This is a genomic window from Laedolimicola ammoniilytica (assembly GCF_025567165.1).
GTDB lineage: Bacteria > Bacillota > Clostridia > Lachnospirales > Lachnospiraceae > Laedolimicola > Laedolimicola ammoniilytica.
In genome coordinates, this window is the sequence record NZ_JAOQKC010000005.1 from 42,354 (window position 1) to 55,150 (window position 12,797).

19 protein-coding genes are annotated in these 12,797 nt (G+C 50.6%); all 19 read left to right on the forward strand.

Annotation, left to right across the window (positions count from 1 at the left end; genetic code table 11):
* Positions 1 to 40: 40 nt before the first annotated feature.
* Positions 41 to 736, forward strand: a complete 696-nt coding sequence (locus tag OCV63_RS04975; RefSeq protein WP_003499643.1) for a hypothetical protein — start codon at positions 41 to 43, stop codon at positions 734 to 736.
* Between the two features lie 2 nt (positions 737 to 738).
* The gene (locus OCV63_RS04980; protein ID WP_308459193.1) at positions 739 to 1,197 is read left to right on the forward strand and encodes a hypothetical protein; all 459 of its coding nucleotides are present in this window, start codon (positions 739 to 741) and stop codon (positions 1,195 to 1,197) included.
* A 172-nt stretch (positions 1,198 to 1,369) separates the two neighbouring features.
* The gene (locus OCV63_RS04985; RefSeq protein WP_158362481.1) at positions 1,370 to 1,978 is read left to right on the forward strand and encodes a hypothetical protein; all 609 of its coding nucleotides are present in this window, start codon (positions 1,370 to 1,372) and stop codon (positions 1,976 to 1,978) included.
* A 293-nt stretch (positions 1,979 to 2,271) separates the two neighbouring features.
* The gene (locus OCV63_RS04990) at positions 2,272 to 2,673 is read left to right on the forward strand and encodes a single-stranded DNA-binding protein (RefSeq protein ID WP_003499646.1); all 402 of its coding nucleotides are present in this window, start codon (positions 2,272 to 2,274) and stop codon (positions 2,671 to 2,673) included.
* 116 nt (positions 2,674 to 2,789) lie between these two features.
* Positions 2,790 to 3,605 carry a hypothetical protein gene (locus OCV63_RS04995; protein WP_003499647.1) on the forward strand — a complete coding sequence of 272 codons (816 nt, stop codon included), beginning with the start codon at positions 2,790 to 2,792 and terminating at the stop codon, positions 3,603 to 3,605.
* A 45-nt stretch (positions 3,606 to 3,650) separates the two neighbouring features.
* A complete protein-coding gene (locus OCV63_RS05000; protein WP_003499648.1) occupies positions 3,651 to 4,724 on the forward strand; it encodes a DUF932 domain-containing protein in 1,074 nt (357 codons plus the stop codon).
* A 37-nt stretch (positions 4,725 to 4,761) separates the two neighbouring features.
* The gene (locus tag OCV63_RS05005; RefSeq protein WP_003499649.1) at positions 4,762 to 5,595 is read left to right on the forward strand and encodes a hypothetical protein; all 834 of its coding nucleotides are present in this window, start codon (positions 4,762 to 4,764) and stop codon (positions 5,593 to 5,595) included.
* 103 nt (positions 5,596 to 5,698) lie between these two features.
* Positions 5,699 to 6,238 carry a hypothetical protein gene (locus OCV63_RS05010; protein ID WP_003502011.1) on the forward strand — a complete coding sequence of 180 codons (540 nt, stop codon included), beginning with the start codon at positions 5,699 to 5,701 and terminating at the stop codon, positions 6,236 to 6,238.
* Between the two features lie 63 nt (positions 6,239 to 6,301).
* Positions 6,302 to 6,547 carry a hypothetical protein gene (locus OCV63_RS05015; protein ID WP_003502009.1) on the forward strand — a complete coding sequence of 82 codons (246 nt, stop codon included), beginning with the start codon at positions 6,302 to 6,304 and terminating at the stop codon, positions 6,545 to 6,547.
* 104 nt (positions 6,548 to 6,651) lie between these two features.
* Positions 6,652 to 7,335, forward strand: coding sequence for a YkgJ family cysteine cluster protein (locus OCV63_RS05020; protein WP_003502007.1), 684 nt, complete (start codon positions 6,652 to 6,654; stop codon positions 7,333 to 7,335).
* A 35-nt stretch (positions 7,336 to 7,370) separates the two neighbouring features.
* Entirely contained in the window at positions 7,371 to 7,799 is a 429-nt protein-coding gene (locus OCV63_RS05025) for a DUF6809 family protein (protein WP_003502005.1), read from the forward strand.
* Positions 7,792 to 8,277 carry a hypothetical protein gene (locus OCV63_RS05030; RefSeq protein ID WP_118638062.1) on the forward strand — a complete coding sequence of 162 codons (486 nt, stop codon included), beginning with the start codon at positions 7,792 to 7,794 and terminating at the stop codon, positions 8,275 to 8,277. Before OCV63_RS05025 ends, OCV63_RS05030 begins: the two co-directional genes overlap by 8 nt.
* Before the next feature lie 175 nt (positions 8,278 to 8,452).
* Positions 8,453 to 8,992: a hypothetical protein gene (locus tag OCV63_RS05035; RefSeq protein WP_003502000.1), complete on the forward strand. Its 540-nt coding sequence runs from the start codon at positions 8,453 to 8,455 to the stop codon at positions 8,990 to 8,992.
* Positions 8,989 to 9,534, forward strand: a complete 546-nt coding sequence (locus tag OCV63_RS05040; protein ID WP_003501997.1) for a hypothetical protein — start codon at positions 8,989 to 8,991, stop codon at positions 9,532 to 9,534. Before OCV63_RS05035 ends, OCV63_RS05040 begins: the two co-directional genes overlap by 4 nt.
* On the forward strand, positions 9,531 to 10,631 hold the full coding sequence (locus OCV63_RS05045; protein WP_003501995.1) for a DUF4313 domain-containing protein: 1,101 nt from the start codon (positions 9,531 to 9,533) through the stop codon (positions 10,629 to 10,631). Before OCV63_RS05040 ends, OCV63_RS05045 begins: the two co-directional genes overlap by 4 nt.
* A complete protein-coding gene (locus tag OCV63_RS05050) occupies positions 10,628 to 10,951 on the forward strand; it encodes a hypothetical protein (RefSeq protein ID WP_003501992.1) in 324 nt (107 codons plus the stop codon). Before OCV63_RS05045 ends, OCV63_RS05050 begins: the two co-directional genes overlap by 4 nt.
* A gap of 128 nt (positions 10,952 to 11,079) precedes the next feature.
* On the forward strand, positions 11,080 to 11,787 hold the full coding sequence (locus OCV63_RS05055) for a DUF4313 domain-containing protein (protein ID WP_158362483.1): 708 nt from the start codon (positions 11,080 to 11,082) through the stop codon (positions 11,785 to 11,787).
* A gap of 26 nt (positions 11,788 to 11,813) precedes the next feature.
* Complete coding sequence (locus tag OCV63_RS05060) at positions 11,814 to 12,083, forward strand: hypothetical protein (RefSeq protein ID WP_262670652.1); 270 nt, start codon at positions 11,814 to 11,816, stop codon at positions 12,081 to 12,083.
* An 18-nt stretch (positions 12,084 to 12,101) separates the two neighbouring features.
* On the forward strand, positions 12,102 to 12,470 hold the full coding sequence (locus OCV63_RS05065; protein WP_262670653.1) for a hypothetical protein: 369 nt from the start codon (positions 12,102 to 12,104) through the stop codon (positions 12,468 to 12,470).
* Positions 12,471 to 12,797 lie beyond the last annotated feature (327 nt).

Sequence of the window (12,797 nt, forward strand, 5' to 3'; positions counted from 1 at the left end):
ATAACAGTAAGGGATATGTATAAAAAGGAGGTATCGAAATATGGCAATCAAAACCCTATACACTGCGGTCGGCCGGTTTGAACGAAGGACAAACGGCTGCAACCGCAGTTGTCCAATCATCCTGTTAGGCGGTCAGGAGTACATGGCCGATATGCAGGAAATGGTGATTTGGAGCATGCTCAACTGGAGAATCCTGCGCTGGGATGACATCGCACAAGAATACGAAAAGCTAGCCACCGCATCCGGTTACTGTACCGAGCGTTCTTGGGAAGACTGTACAAACCGACTGCTTACCCGCGGTCTTCTGGTATCCGGCAGCGGTGAAACAGAATACGATGCTCTGTATGACCTGCTTGGTTCGCTCAGCATTATCCCAACCAGCGGACCGTTCTTCCTCCGGCTCGCCTCTTTTGTCAAGCTGACGCTGCTGGCACATGTTCCGGTATCCGCTGCGCGGAAACTGTTCCAGAAAGATAAACGCACCAAATACGAAGTTCTGGTCATGCGCCTTGCCGGCCAAGCCCTGCTCTCCACTGCAGAGATCATCAAGTGCATAGATAAAAATATTTCCCGCCTCCCCAATGAATGTGCGCTTTTGGATTCCCTCTACGGAGATGAAACGACCACCAGTGACAACATTGCCAGCATGGTCAAAATCAGCCAGAGCAGCAAGCCAGTGACATTAGCCGTTGCCAATCTTTATCTGCGGCAGCAGATTATCTTTGAGAGGGTATGAGCATGATGAAACAATGGACTCTTTTTCCCACCGTATTGCAGCGAAAGTTTCTGCTCACTCTGCTGGCCGGAATCGCCAGTGCGGGAATCAGCGTCATCATCTGCGTGGCGACTAAAGATCATATCCTGCTGGCATTGGGGATTGTCGTACTCTGCGCCTGTCTTATATCCTGTCGATGGATCTGGGCGACTGCAGCACATAAGAACTACGAGGTAGTGGAAGGCATCTGCGCCGGTATCAGTACACCTATGCTCCGCCACTACCGCAAAGTACATCTGATAGACAGCCATGGTATAGAGATCACACTGCTTCTCAGTAAATCGGCCCGGCTTAAAATAGGCGCACCCTACCGATTTTACTTTCAGAAAGGGGCGCGGCCTGCCGTGGGAAATGACTATCTGGACGCAGCCCTTTCAACGAACAGCTTTTTGGGCTATGAAGCAATCAGCGAGCCGGAGTAACATCCCGATCCGTCCTCTGAATCCTAAAAATGCGAGGTGGTTTTGAGCCACCTCGCTTTCTTAAAGGGCATTTTGCAAATCACAATGACCAACGCCTGATTTCCTTATATTTTGCAGAATACATTCCTTCTGTCCCTATTTATTGGGTAGATCAAGGAAAGGAGGGTTTCCTATGTATAAGCCCCATACCATCGAACAATATAAAGTCTATCGCTTTCTGGAAGAAAACTTTGCGCTGGAGCATTTCCTGCTCGCTCCTTTGTCGCGCTTCGGACTGATGCTGGCGGACAAAACCGGTGAAAAAATCGCGTTTGCCTTTCTCAATGACTGTGTACAGGAAATACCTATACCAGCTCCAGCTGCTCCAGAAACAGTAATCGCTTTTCTAAAGCAATTCCGCAGCCTTACGCCCCGCCCAGTCGTCCATGACTTTGAAGCGCTGACCCGCTGGTGGCTGGACAATCCCAACCCGCTTACCTACCAGCAGGCACTTGGTATGTCCGATGATCTCTACCACCATTTTCTGTCCCATCCTTTGATCAGTGAAGATGACGCCCTTCGGCTGGCACGCAAAGGACTCGTTACCGAATCGGAATATGATGACCTGCAGCTATGGTATTTCAACGGCCATACAATGTCCTGCTGGTTTGGTCCTCTGGGAGTAGATGGCACCGGAAGCCTATACGGCCTGACCTTTGACTATCAAACGGCATCCCCAACAAAGACTCAGTTCTACCTATTGGATGACTACTACCGCGTTATGAACCATCTTACAGAGTAAAACCTTTTCAACTACTACATATCGTACTTGTCGCTGGCTATAAATCTATATATAGTGTTTTACATCTTGACAGGCACAAGATGCAGTGCTATACTGTATCTGTAATTGATTTTTGTGCGTATCCCATTTGGGAATACAGGTCTTTTTGATCTGTACCGTAGGCCAAAAGCCTGCATTGCACACGCTGTTAAGTTTGTATGCAAGTGTCAGTGATTTTTTGCGCCCTTTTAGGGTCGAAAAACTGCTGGCACTTTTTTATATAGATAATAATGCCAATGGCAGAAAGGAGTGTTATGGCACAGATTTTTGTGTTCGGGCGCGTCATGAACGACCTCGTACCCAAAGAAAGCCAGTCCAAACAAAGCTATGTATGCTTTGATCTGATGGAACGCACCAAAAACTGGACGCAGTTCTATCAGGTGTGGGCCTGGGATGCAGATGTCACCCGGCTCATGCAATTCAAGGTCAAAAAAGGCAGTATGATCTGGCTTGCCGGCTCACAGCGGCTGGTAGATGTTCGCATGAAGGACGGCAAATTGGAAAAGAAACTGAAGGTCAGTCTAAATGACTTCGGTTTTCTCCCCAAACAGCCCGCCGCGGCGAACAGACAAGAGAATGACCCGGACATTACGGCGGAACCCGCACTGCCTCCCGCGGAGGTATTGGACGGTGACCGTGAATCCCTGCCGGAGTAGTTTACTTCGGCTCCTAAGAGGGACCGTATCAAGTTTTTCAGAATGAAACTGAAAGCTTGGTGCGGTCCCTCTTTTTTTGTTTTCCAACAAATTCAGAAAAAAGGATGGTATCAAACATGAATAATGACAGAGGACTTTTGAGTGGCAGCATCACGATCCTGATTGGTGCGGTCATCGCAATTATGGCTCTCGTGCGCAGGCCCTGGCAGATCTGGCTGCTGCTGGGCGTTTTCACTCTCTGGGGACTGTGGGTAGTTTTGATCCTGCTTCTCCCCTATATGCAGCAGGCCCAACGGCGTCGCCAGCGTCAACAGCGCACCAGACAGCTCCATGCAGAAGGCATCCAAACACGAAGTTTTGAGATTCCTGACTTGGGCGGCACCAACTCCGATGACCTTCTGGTGCGCCACACCAACCATCGTATTCTGGCATATCTGCGCTCCGCTTATCCGCAAGCCACCTTCGAGTGGTGTGAAAAGCAGCCGGAGCAGCTGATCCGCAATGGCGGTACCGGCCGAATCCGTGTGTTTGGCATTGACGAGTTTGATCACGCCGATGTGACACTGGATCAGAACGCCAATATCAAATGCGATATGGTCAAAATCGTTCCGCTGTCCAAGGTCGGCGGAGAAACTAACGAGGATGATGCAACACCTCCGAACAGGCAGCCTGTTGATCCCCGTATCTGGTATGAAACGCAAGGACGCTCTGTACTGGAAGCACTGATCTCCGACCTTAATTCCCGTGGGCACAGTAAACTGACGCTTCGGGAAGACGGTGATATCTGCATTGAGCAGGGCGAAGATGCTGTTTCTCAGGAGCATCTGAACAACTTTCCCCAGAAGGTCTACTGGCCCCGTCTGGCAGAGGTTCTGGAAAGCAATGGTCTGGCCGCTGAAGTCACTGCCCAGGGCATTCAGGTGTCCTGGTAATGCTTCTGCTGCCAAGGAACACAGAGAAAGGAGTGAACTTGACGAATGAAATCAGGACTTACCATCGTGGAAATGGCACAGCAGATTGAACGCCAATCCAAACTCAAGCAAGACTATTTGCTTGATACCCGTCGGCTTCAAGTAGAACCTTTTGGTTCTCAACTTTATCTCCACACCTTTGATGACCACGATGACCCACTGGTGGAGCCACTGGAGATCAACCAGATCGCCCATCGGCAGATCGGCACACATCTGAAGATTCCGGCTGCTTACTATGACCGTATGCTTTCCGATTATCCGGAACTGCTGGCGGAGAATGTGAATTCCTGGTTCCAGCGGGAACCGACCCAGCGTATGGTCCGCACCCTGGATGGCACTGTACGGGCGTTTTTGAGCAACCGCTATCGCCGCATTGACAACCTGGACATTGCAGAAATCGTCCTTCCTGTCATTCAGCAAATGGAGGACGCCTATTTTGAAAGCTGCCAGATCACGGACAGCCGTATGTACATCAAGGTAGTCAACAAGCGGCTTGAAGCCGAAGTTGTACCCGGTGACATCGTGCAGTCCGGCGTTATCATCAGCAATAGTGAGGTTGGACTGGGTTCCGTCAACATCCAGCCTTTGGTCTATCGGCTGGTATGCAGTAACGGCATGGTTGTCAACGATGCCCAGACTCGCCGTACTCACATCGGACGGGTCAATGAGGCAGACGAAAACTTCCAACTGTTCTCACAGGAGACATTGGCCGCTGATGACCACGCATTTGCCATGAAGATCAAGGATACCGTGATGGCCGCCGTGGATGAAACACGGTTTACACGGGTAGTCGGCATGATGCGTGAAGCCACAACCGTCCAGATGAATACCACTGATATTCCCAGTGTTGTCCGTCTGGCAAGCAAGGATTTCAATATCACCGAGGAAGAAAGCACCGGCGTTCTGCAGCGTCTGATTGAAGGCAAGGATCTGACCCTCTATGGGCTATCCAATGCCGTAACACGCTTTAGTCAGGATGTGGACAGCTATGACCGCGCCACTGCCCTGGAGGGGATCGGATACAATATCCTGTCCATGCCCCGGCAGCAGTGGAACCGTATCAATCAGATGGCCGCCTGACCATCTGCAACCATCACATTTTTAAGGAGGAACCACTATGTATAATCAGAACAGCGATTTGATGAAACAGGAAAAATTCATGCTCCCCACTATGATCGAAAGCGATTTCAGCGCCGAGGAACTGGCCGAGGACGCCGATGGTCTGCAGATGAGCTTTCCGCGTGTCAAGATTCCCGCCGGCGGCACACTCCAGTTCGAGATGCCGTCCGATGATCCGGACAATCCTGACTATGAAAAGACTCTGGTAGGCGTCATTCTGCATAGCCACGCCACCTGCGCCTACTGGCCGGCCGGCAGCGAGTACGATGACGATACCACGCCGCTTTGTTCTTCTGCGGATGGCAAGATCGGCATCGGTACACCCGGCGGTGCCTGCGCCACCTGCGCAATGAACCGCTTTGGTTCTGCACCTGATGGCAGCAAGGGAAAAGCCTGCAAAAATATGCGTATACTCTACCTGCTCCGCAGTGGAGAGTACATGCCTCTGCAGATAAATCTGCCCCCCACCAGCATCAAACCTTTCAAAGACTTTTTGAATCGAGCTTTTATGTTCCGCTGCCGCGCCACCTGCGGAAGCATCGTGCAGATTGGTCTCAAGCGTGAGAACAACGGCACCAATGACTACAGTGTTGCTACCTTCAAACTGCTGCAGGATTTCCAGGGCGAGGAACTGGCTCAGATCCGGGCTTACGCCAACAGTTTTAAGGAGCAGATCAAACTCCTGCTCCAACAGCGTACCGAAATCACTGAGGAGCAGCGCGACACCGGCTGCGATTATGTAATCGAGCCTGGCGCCATGACCAACGAGCCGGCAGACGGTCACTATACTGTCAGCCAGATCAATGGTGACTGCGAGCAGCTGCCCGCATAAGTATCTTGATGTGACCTGCGCCACATGACACATGAACAAAGGGATGCCTTCGGTTGAACACACCGGAGGTATCCCTCTTTTTTTATTTAAGGAGGAAAATACAATGTTATGTGAAGTACCATTAACCAAAGAACAACAGGCATTTGCCACCGCCCATCATAGCCTGGTCTATAAGTTTCTGAACGAAAACCGGTTGCCAGAAGATGAATTTTACGATGTAGTCATTTTCGGCTATCTGAAAGCCGTTCGGGATTACTTTTCTGATCTCACCGCACAACAGTTCACTTTTTCCACCATCGCTAATCGGAGAATGAAATTCTGCTTATTCGATTACTTCCGTACCCAGGAGCGCCGCAAGCGCAATATGGAGGTTCTCAGTATTCATGTCGGATTATATCCTGATGGTGCACCTTTAGAAGATACCATTCCTGCCCATGACCCAATCATGCAGCAGTTGGAAATGGATCTTCTGCTCCACGAACTGGCCGGCAGAGTATCCAAGCAGCAAATGGATATTGTGCATCTGAAACAGGGCGGCTATGGTATCCGTGAGATTGCCCGCACCCAGAAGGTTCCTATGCGGCGCATTAAAGAGCTTCTGGCCGAAGTCCATGATGTGCTGTTGGACATTTGCTATGGGTAAACCCATTACAGATACGAAATACCCTTACATCCACATTTTCAAAAAGATTGGAGGTCAAACCGAATGAAGAAAGAAAAGAAACAGATCGTTTTGAATGGTTCTCTGCTACGTCCACTGTCTGTTGGGCGGGGTGCGCTTCTGCACGCCGGAGGAAACATCTACCACACTTCGCGTGTGGTGGCGATTCTGGAGGAGTCGGAGGATTGCGTCCGTTTTGAAACGCAGAACTCCCACTACCATCTGTCCATGTCCCCTTTTCCGCTGGCGGCTGTCAGTCCGCTCCCTGTGAGATTGGCCGCATGTGCGTGAAGGGACTGTAAATGGATTGGAACAGCCGGCTCCCGCTGACTATTCCACAAGTTCTGGCCGTGGCGGATACCATTCCGTCACGGCTCTTTTTATGGAGGAACAAAATGAACGAAGAAATCATGAATGAAATTCAACCAGTCCGCCCCAAAGACCAGTTTACCTTTTCCTGCCGTCAATGCGGGGCGTGCTGCCGCAATATCGAAGGCTGTGTAATGGTGGAGAGTCTGGACGCCTACCGCCTGGCTCGCTATCTCCGAACAAAAGGTGAGCCCATTGAAGGAATAGAGGATTTCCTGTTCCGCTACTGCGAACCGGAACCACTGACCGAAGAAGGCTTCCCTATCTATATGCTCAAGACAAAAGCCCCAAACGGCCCCTGTATCTTCCTTATGGATGGGCGCTGTTCCGTCTACCCTGCCCGTACCCGTACCTGCCGTATCTATCCTCTTACCGTAGGTCCAGGGGAGCGTGGCCGTGATTTTGAATACTGCCTGTGTCTGGACCGGCACCGGAGCCACTTTACCGGCAGCCGGGTATCCGTCAAGGACTGGTTGTATCAGAATTTTAAGAGGGAAGACAAAGAATATGTAAAGCGGGAATATGAGATCGCCACCGAACTGGGCAAACTGATGCGCGCCATTGACCCTGACATGCGGCAGGGCATTGTATTCAAGGTGATCTACTACCGCTATTACAATTTTGATTTAGACCAGCCTTTTCAACCTCAGTATGAGCAGAATAACCGGCACCTGTTAGCAGACCTGCACCGGATTGCCAGGGAACAGTAAAAGGCAAATGGCTTTTAGAAAGGGGGCCTCATTTTATGAATTTACACGAAACAGCAATGGGGCAAAGATTTTTTAATGTTCAGCTCCCTGCACTGATCAACACACTCAAAGATATTGCGGCGGCGCTTTCCCGCCCTGCACCATCTGCTATATCCTTTCCGGCAGACCCACGCTTTCTCACTTCGCTCTATTATGGCGAATATGAAGCAGATGTGTTCAAGCTTGATAAACGCCTCACACCTTTTAATCAGGCAGTACAACAGAAAGAAAAAGCTCTGCTCCCGCTGCTCTCCAACGAGGCATCCATCGCTTTTGAACAGTATCAGACTGCGGTACAATGCCGCAATTCTGCTGTATTGGAGCAGGCATACGCCTCTGGTTACCGTACCGCTGTGCAGATGTTTGCGGCAGGCTTAGGCCCACAGCCGCCAATACCGGAACATGAGGAGGATAGCAATGGATGAGAACAGACTGCCCGAACTGCCCCAGGAAGCTTTTCGGCCAATGATCGCACAATCAGTCCAACTGGAACAGTTTTTGGGGGAAGAACTGATTTTTTGCTTTCGGGATCTTGATGGCGTCCATACCTTTACTACCTGCTATGGCGATATCTACAAAACAGTCAACGCACTGCGGGATTATGTCCGGCTTCTGGAATCGGTGTGCGATCAGTGGGAGCTGACTGGATTCCATCGTGCTACCTATGAGTACCATGCAGAAAAGCTACGTAAAATTGCGGACAAGCTGCAAGCTGGTATCGGCTACGACTATGACAAAGCCGTGGAACGATGCAAAAGAAAACGAGCCCAAAAGTCCCACAGCAGCGATGTCGGGGAAGATGCCCTTCTGCTGACGGTACGGGCTGCCGACAAGTCCACTGACAATGAAAAGGAGGCTGCGCCTTATGAGGAAGATACCCCTTGGGAACCTGAACTCGAATAACCCTATAAAAACATCTGTTAAAAAGTATCATGCAAACGTTGCCCGGCAATCTTCCAGAGAACGGAACCGATTGCTGGCCTGCAAGAGCTTTGCGTTTACCCACGCCAATGTGCATGAGCACTGCCGCCACTTCCGGCGCGGATAACCGCCCGGAAGTTACCCACGGAGGATGCCTATGGAACGAGATGAACTACGCACCACTTTAGTGAACCATCTGGAAACCCTGCGGCGCAATCTGCAGGTCGTATCCATGGAGGTGCTGAAAACCAAGTACAAAAAACCATTTGATGCCTTGCGGCAAGACATCTGTAAAGCCGCTACCGCCTATACCCGCTTTCTGGTATTTGACGGTATGCGGATCAAACACAAATACTTTGATGAGGCCGTACCCTATATAGATGCAGCTGTGAAGCAAACCAAGCGGCTCAAACAGATCTCAGATGCTGCCTTTCAGCGCCAGGATATTGACGAGATCGAATCCCTCGCCCTTGCCCTGCGCAAAGAGATAGAAGCAGCTCTGCAGCCCTTCTATATGGGACATATGTGCCTTTATGTGACGCCGGAATGCTTTGACGACCCGCCCAAGACGCCGGAAGTCTACAACGATGCAACCGCCTGCGTCTGGCGGGATGGTACATGGCAGCTTCTGGAGGATACCAGCAACGGGTTCCTACTCTTTGTTCAATCCAAATCCAAGGAGGAAGCTGCCGCATGAAAAATACATCTCAGCAATATCTAAACAGCGAAGCACACGGTTATCTCATGGAGGCCAAAGCCTGCAAGCTTTTGCTCAAAGACTTGGAGCGCATCCGCGCCAAGCTCAAGCGGCACATCGAAAAGGAAGCCGCAGACCGCGAGGCAGAATTTGAAGCAGCTATGCAATACCATAGCGAAAGCGACATCCAGGAAGCCTACGGCTGGGAATTCATCAGCGAACAGCAATATGAGCGCTATCTGGAATTGTTTCGTCAGGGACGCAAAGCACTTGACGAACACAGCCCCACTGTTACAGAACTGGCTCTCTCCATCCTGAACCGCATCTTTCTGGATATTGATAGGGACTGCCGCCAATGCGAGTTTGAAGCCCTGTCACCGGAAGAACAGCTTGCCGAGTTGAAGCGTGCTGAAGAATCCAGACAGGCATGGAAGCAGTATATCGCCAGTCTGAAAGAAATGGTCGGCTCTATGACTGGAAAGACCAATGACCACACTGCGTCAAAAAATGCAGCAACTATACACAAGGAGGATGCAAAATGAAAATTCGCGAAGATCGTTCTCATATGAATATTGATACCAGATGGTTTGAAAAAGGCTATGCCAAAGAAGATGTCCACTCCCTGCGCCTGCAGTCCCTATGCACCGAAGCAGAGGCCGCAGCCAACAAACAGTTTTATGACAGTCACACCTGCGAAGAATGGGAACAATATATCCGTCAGGCAAGTTTGGAGAGCAGCGCAGCAATGAAACCCGTCATGGAAGCCATCGCACAGGACTTTGTCTGCTACCAGTATGACGAAAATATCCCTGTGTCCTATGGCAGCGACCGATGGGATCTGTACTTCTGGTGTAATCCCTTTAGCGGCGCCGCAGACGCATCCGAACGGGATTTCTCGTACTTCACACTGACCTTTAACGAGCGTCAAACGCTGGAGAAACGGAAAAAAGTCTGTCAACAGGTACTGGATCTCCTATGCTCACGCTTTCAGGAGCATCCCAATCTCAATGTAGCCGTACAGTATTCCATATGGTTTGACCATCCAAAGATCCACGATGCGGTGGAGCGCGCAAAGCCCCGTCTGCATGGCCTGCGCTGTATTCAGGACCAAAAGGAAGGAAAGCTGCTCCTGCAGGACGGTGCCCTGCTCTTCAAGCCAAAATACGCAAAGAAATATACCCGCACGCTGAGCCAGAGCCAGATTTTGTCCCTTAGTTGGGAACTGGGCGTAGAGGATGGAGAGCCTGATACTGATACTGATGCTGCACCTGTTACCTTGCCTTACAAGAAATTTGGTGCCACGCACCCCATCCAGCTGCAGGTGACTTCCTACCTGAATGGAAACCTTGCCATACAAATGGTGACATGGGAAAGCGGTGACCCGGAACCCTGGGCGACTCTCACCGTCAACCTGCCCGGTCAGCGGCAAAAAGACCATGCCTTTATCGACACCAATGCCGATTCGGAATTTCCCACCTGGCTCATCCGACATGGTCTGGCTATCCCCACCGGCCGCACCATGCAGAGCGGGTTCTGCACCTATCCCGAATATCGTTTTCGTGCCAACCGGCTGCAGGAACTGGATCCGGAAGGGTATGCAGGCTACCTGAAAAACTTTGAAAGGCGGTGCAGTGCATGAAATATAAGGCAGTTTATGATGTACTGAATGAAAGGCGGCAGACAACCCCCGGTTTCTGTTACCATGACCGCAGCGGCTGGCGTGCTTACCCCCAGACCTATATGACCATGCAGCGCCCTTTATGGATTATCGCTGAAGATGCTGCCACGGGCAGGCGTCTGTGGATCACCCAGGAGGGCACCCGATTTAGCATTTCCATTCGAAGGATGGATGAACAGCGGAATAACTATGGCCCTACCTATCGCATTACTTGTGAAAACAGGACAAAGCTGGCTCAGGTTCTGCGCTATCAGTTCGAGTCAAAGATTTTGGCTGTGTAGCTGACGATGACCAGAGAGGAACTGCATTCCTCTCCCTGCTCCGGTTTCCTTGTCCGGAACACACACCAACAAGCACCGGCAATCTGCATTTTTGCAGGCGGCCGGTACTTCTTTGGAGGAAAACGCTTATGAATACTCTCGCATTTACGCTGGGCGAACACCGAGCCCAGCTTACTTTGAAAATCAGTACATATCCCAACGGCAATCTCGCCATCAAGCTTTATGAAAAGGATCATGGCATCCTGATTTTGTGGGAAACCCTTACCACCAACTTAACCGGAATCCGGCCCGACCACTGCGCTTTCATCAATATAAAAGCCGCAGACGAACTTTTTCCGGCCTGGCTGTCAGACAATCACCTTGCGGAACCCACTGGACAAATTCTTGAATCGGATGGCTGTCTTTACCCTGAATACCTGTTTTATGGCAAAGAACTGGATGCCCTGGATCATGAGGGGCACACCCTCTACATCCGGCATCAGAAAGGCGAACTGGGGTGCCACTTTGAGCGGCTGTATATTGCCCTGCGCAGACTGGCGCGGGAAATCAACGGGTTCAGCTACACCGATTACAGCGGCTGGCGGTGTCTGGATGGGAGTTCCTCCACCCTGCCCCTCTGGATTGAGGCATCTGATCCTTCTCATGGCCGCAAATTCATCTTCACACAGAAAGGTCCCGCACTCCAGACTATCATCCGCTATGCCGATGGTACGGAGAAGCAGTGCATCTATCGGCGCAAAGAGGACATGGCAGGCGATCTGATGACCATGTTCCAGGATGAGCTGCGTGTTTACCCTCCCTGGTCTGAAGACCGAAGGAAACGGTACGAATATTAAACACGATAAAATAGGAGGACATCATCATGAAGATCCGTATCTATCCCAAATCCCTGTTGGAAACCATGTGGCAGCAGGACAAACTGCTGTTTACCCCAGAGGCGGAGCAACCACCCCTGTGTCTTCGGTGTGGTCAGCCGCTGGATTGCAGGCTGGTCATCAACGCCCTGAGCCGCTATGCAGATGTCCATATCTGCGAGGCGTGCGGTATGGATGAAGCCCTGCGTGATGCCAACCGTTGCCCACTCCCTCTAACAGAATGGGCAGCTGTCAAAAACGGTTTGAGCCAGCAGTAGACCGACTTTGAAAATCCGTTGCTGACTACTTCCTGCACCTTTGAAGATCTGTTTCAGCAGGGCTCCCGTCCTGCCAGCGAGATAGCCTATTCCCGTTCTGATTATGACGGATGGAAATGGTGGACCACCTGGCATCAGTGCCAAAAGGATACGCCTGTTCTGGAAGTTGCCCGTGAAATTGATGCTTTCCAGAATGCGCTGTTCCAACTGCCGGAGTTTCTGAATTTGGATACCCTGACACGGTTCTGCCGAGGGTACGCCCAGCCCACCAGCGAGCCCACCGAATTCAATTTGTATTCGGAAACTGCCCACTTTTATATCTGGCTGCGGTTAGTCACCCGGCATCGAGATTATAATGCCTATGTGCATTACTATCTGAAAGGTTAAAAATTTACAACGCACCGGATACAGTATGCCTATCGGCTCTGTATTCGGTGCGTTTTTCTCTCTTTATATACCGCACCATAATCATATCCAAAATATTTATGAAAAATTAGATGCCACAAATTCTATTGAGGGATAAAACAAAGCTATTATTTTAGGATACATTAGCCCCTTACTGTAACCCAGTGATAAAAAACGTCGGCGAAAAGGTGTCAAATCCTCCACATCTGTCTCTCCTTTTTTGTCCGTTTTCCCGCATTTAGAACCTCGTTTTGAGGGGAACAGGATAACTTTATCTAGCCGACCATGCGGAAAAACCTTTGATTTCCG

Coding starts and splice junctions, on each gene's coding strand:
- OCV63_RS05025 (WP_003502005.1), top strand. CDS start 7,371: ATGAATTTACACGAAACAGCAATGGGGCAAAGATTTTTTAATGTTCAG.
- OCV63_RS05060 (WP_262670652.1), top strand. CDS start 11,814: ATGAAGATCCGTATCTATCCCAAATCCCTGTTGGAAACCATGTGGCAG.
- OCV63_RS05010 (WP_003502011.1), top strand. CDS start 5,699: ATGTTATGTGAAGTACCATTAACCAAAGAACAACAGGCATTTGCCACC.
- OCV63_RS05015 (WP_003502009.1), top strand. CDS start 6,302: ATGAAGAAAGAAAAGAAACAGATCGTTTTGAATGGTTCTCTGCTACGT.
- OCV63_RS05000 (WP_003499648.1), top strand. CDS start 3,651: ATGAAATCAGGACTTACCATCGTGGAAATGGCACAGCAGATTGAACGC.
- OCV63_RS05050 (WP_003501992.1), top strand. CDS start 10,628: ATGAAATATAAGGCAGTTTATGATGTACTGAATGAAAGGCGGCAGACA.
- OCV63_RS04985 (WP_158362481.1), top strand. CDS start 1,370: ATGTATAAGCCCCATACCATCGAACAATATAAAGTCTATCGCTTTCTG.
- OCV63_RS05030 (WP_118638062.1), top strand. CDS start 7,792: ATGGATGAGAACAGACTGCCCGAACTGCCCCAGGAAGCTTTTCGGCCA.
- OCV63_RS05040 (WP_003501997.1), top strand. CDS start 8,989: ATGAAAAATACATCTCAGCAATATCTAAACAGCGAAGCACACGGTTAT.
- OCV63_RS05005 (WP_003499649.1), top strand. CDS start 4,762: ATGTATAATCAGAACAGCGATTTGATGAAACAGGAAAAATTCATGCTC.
- OCV63_RS04975 (WP_003499643.1), top strand. CDS start 41: ATGGCAATCAAAACCCTATACACTGCGGTCGGCCGGTTTGAACGAAGG.
- OCV63_RS05020 (WP_003502007.1), top strand. CDS start 6,652: ATGAACGAAGAAATCATGAATGAAATTCAACCAGTCCGCCCCAAAGAC.
- OCV63_RS04980 (WP_308459193.1), top strand. CDS start 739: ATGATGAAACAATGGACTCTTTTTCCCACCGTATTGCAGCGAAAGTTT.
- OCV63_RS04995 (WP_003499647.1), top strand. CDS start 2,790: ATGAATAATGACAGAGGACTTTTGAGTGGCAGCATCACGATCCTGATT.
- OCV63_RS05035 (WP_003502000.1), top strand. CDS start 8,453: ATGGAACGAGATGAACTACGCACCACTTTAGTGAACCATCTGGAAACC.
- OCV63_RS05055 (WP_158362483.1), top strand. CDS start 11,080: ATGAATACTCTCGCATTTACGCTGGGCGAACACCGAGCCCAGCTTACT.
- OCV63_RS04990 (WP_003499646.1), top strand. CDS start 2,272: ATGGCACAGATTTTTGTGTTCGGGCGCGTCATGAACGACCTCGTACCC.
- OCV63_RS05045 (WP_003501995.1), top strand. CDS start 9,531: ATGAAAATTCGCGAAGATCGTTCTCATATGAATATTGATACCAGATGG.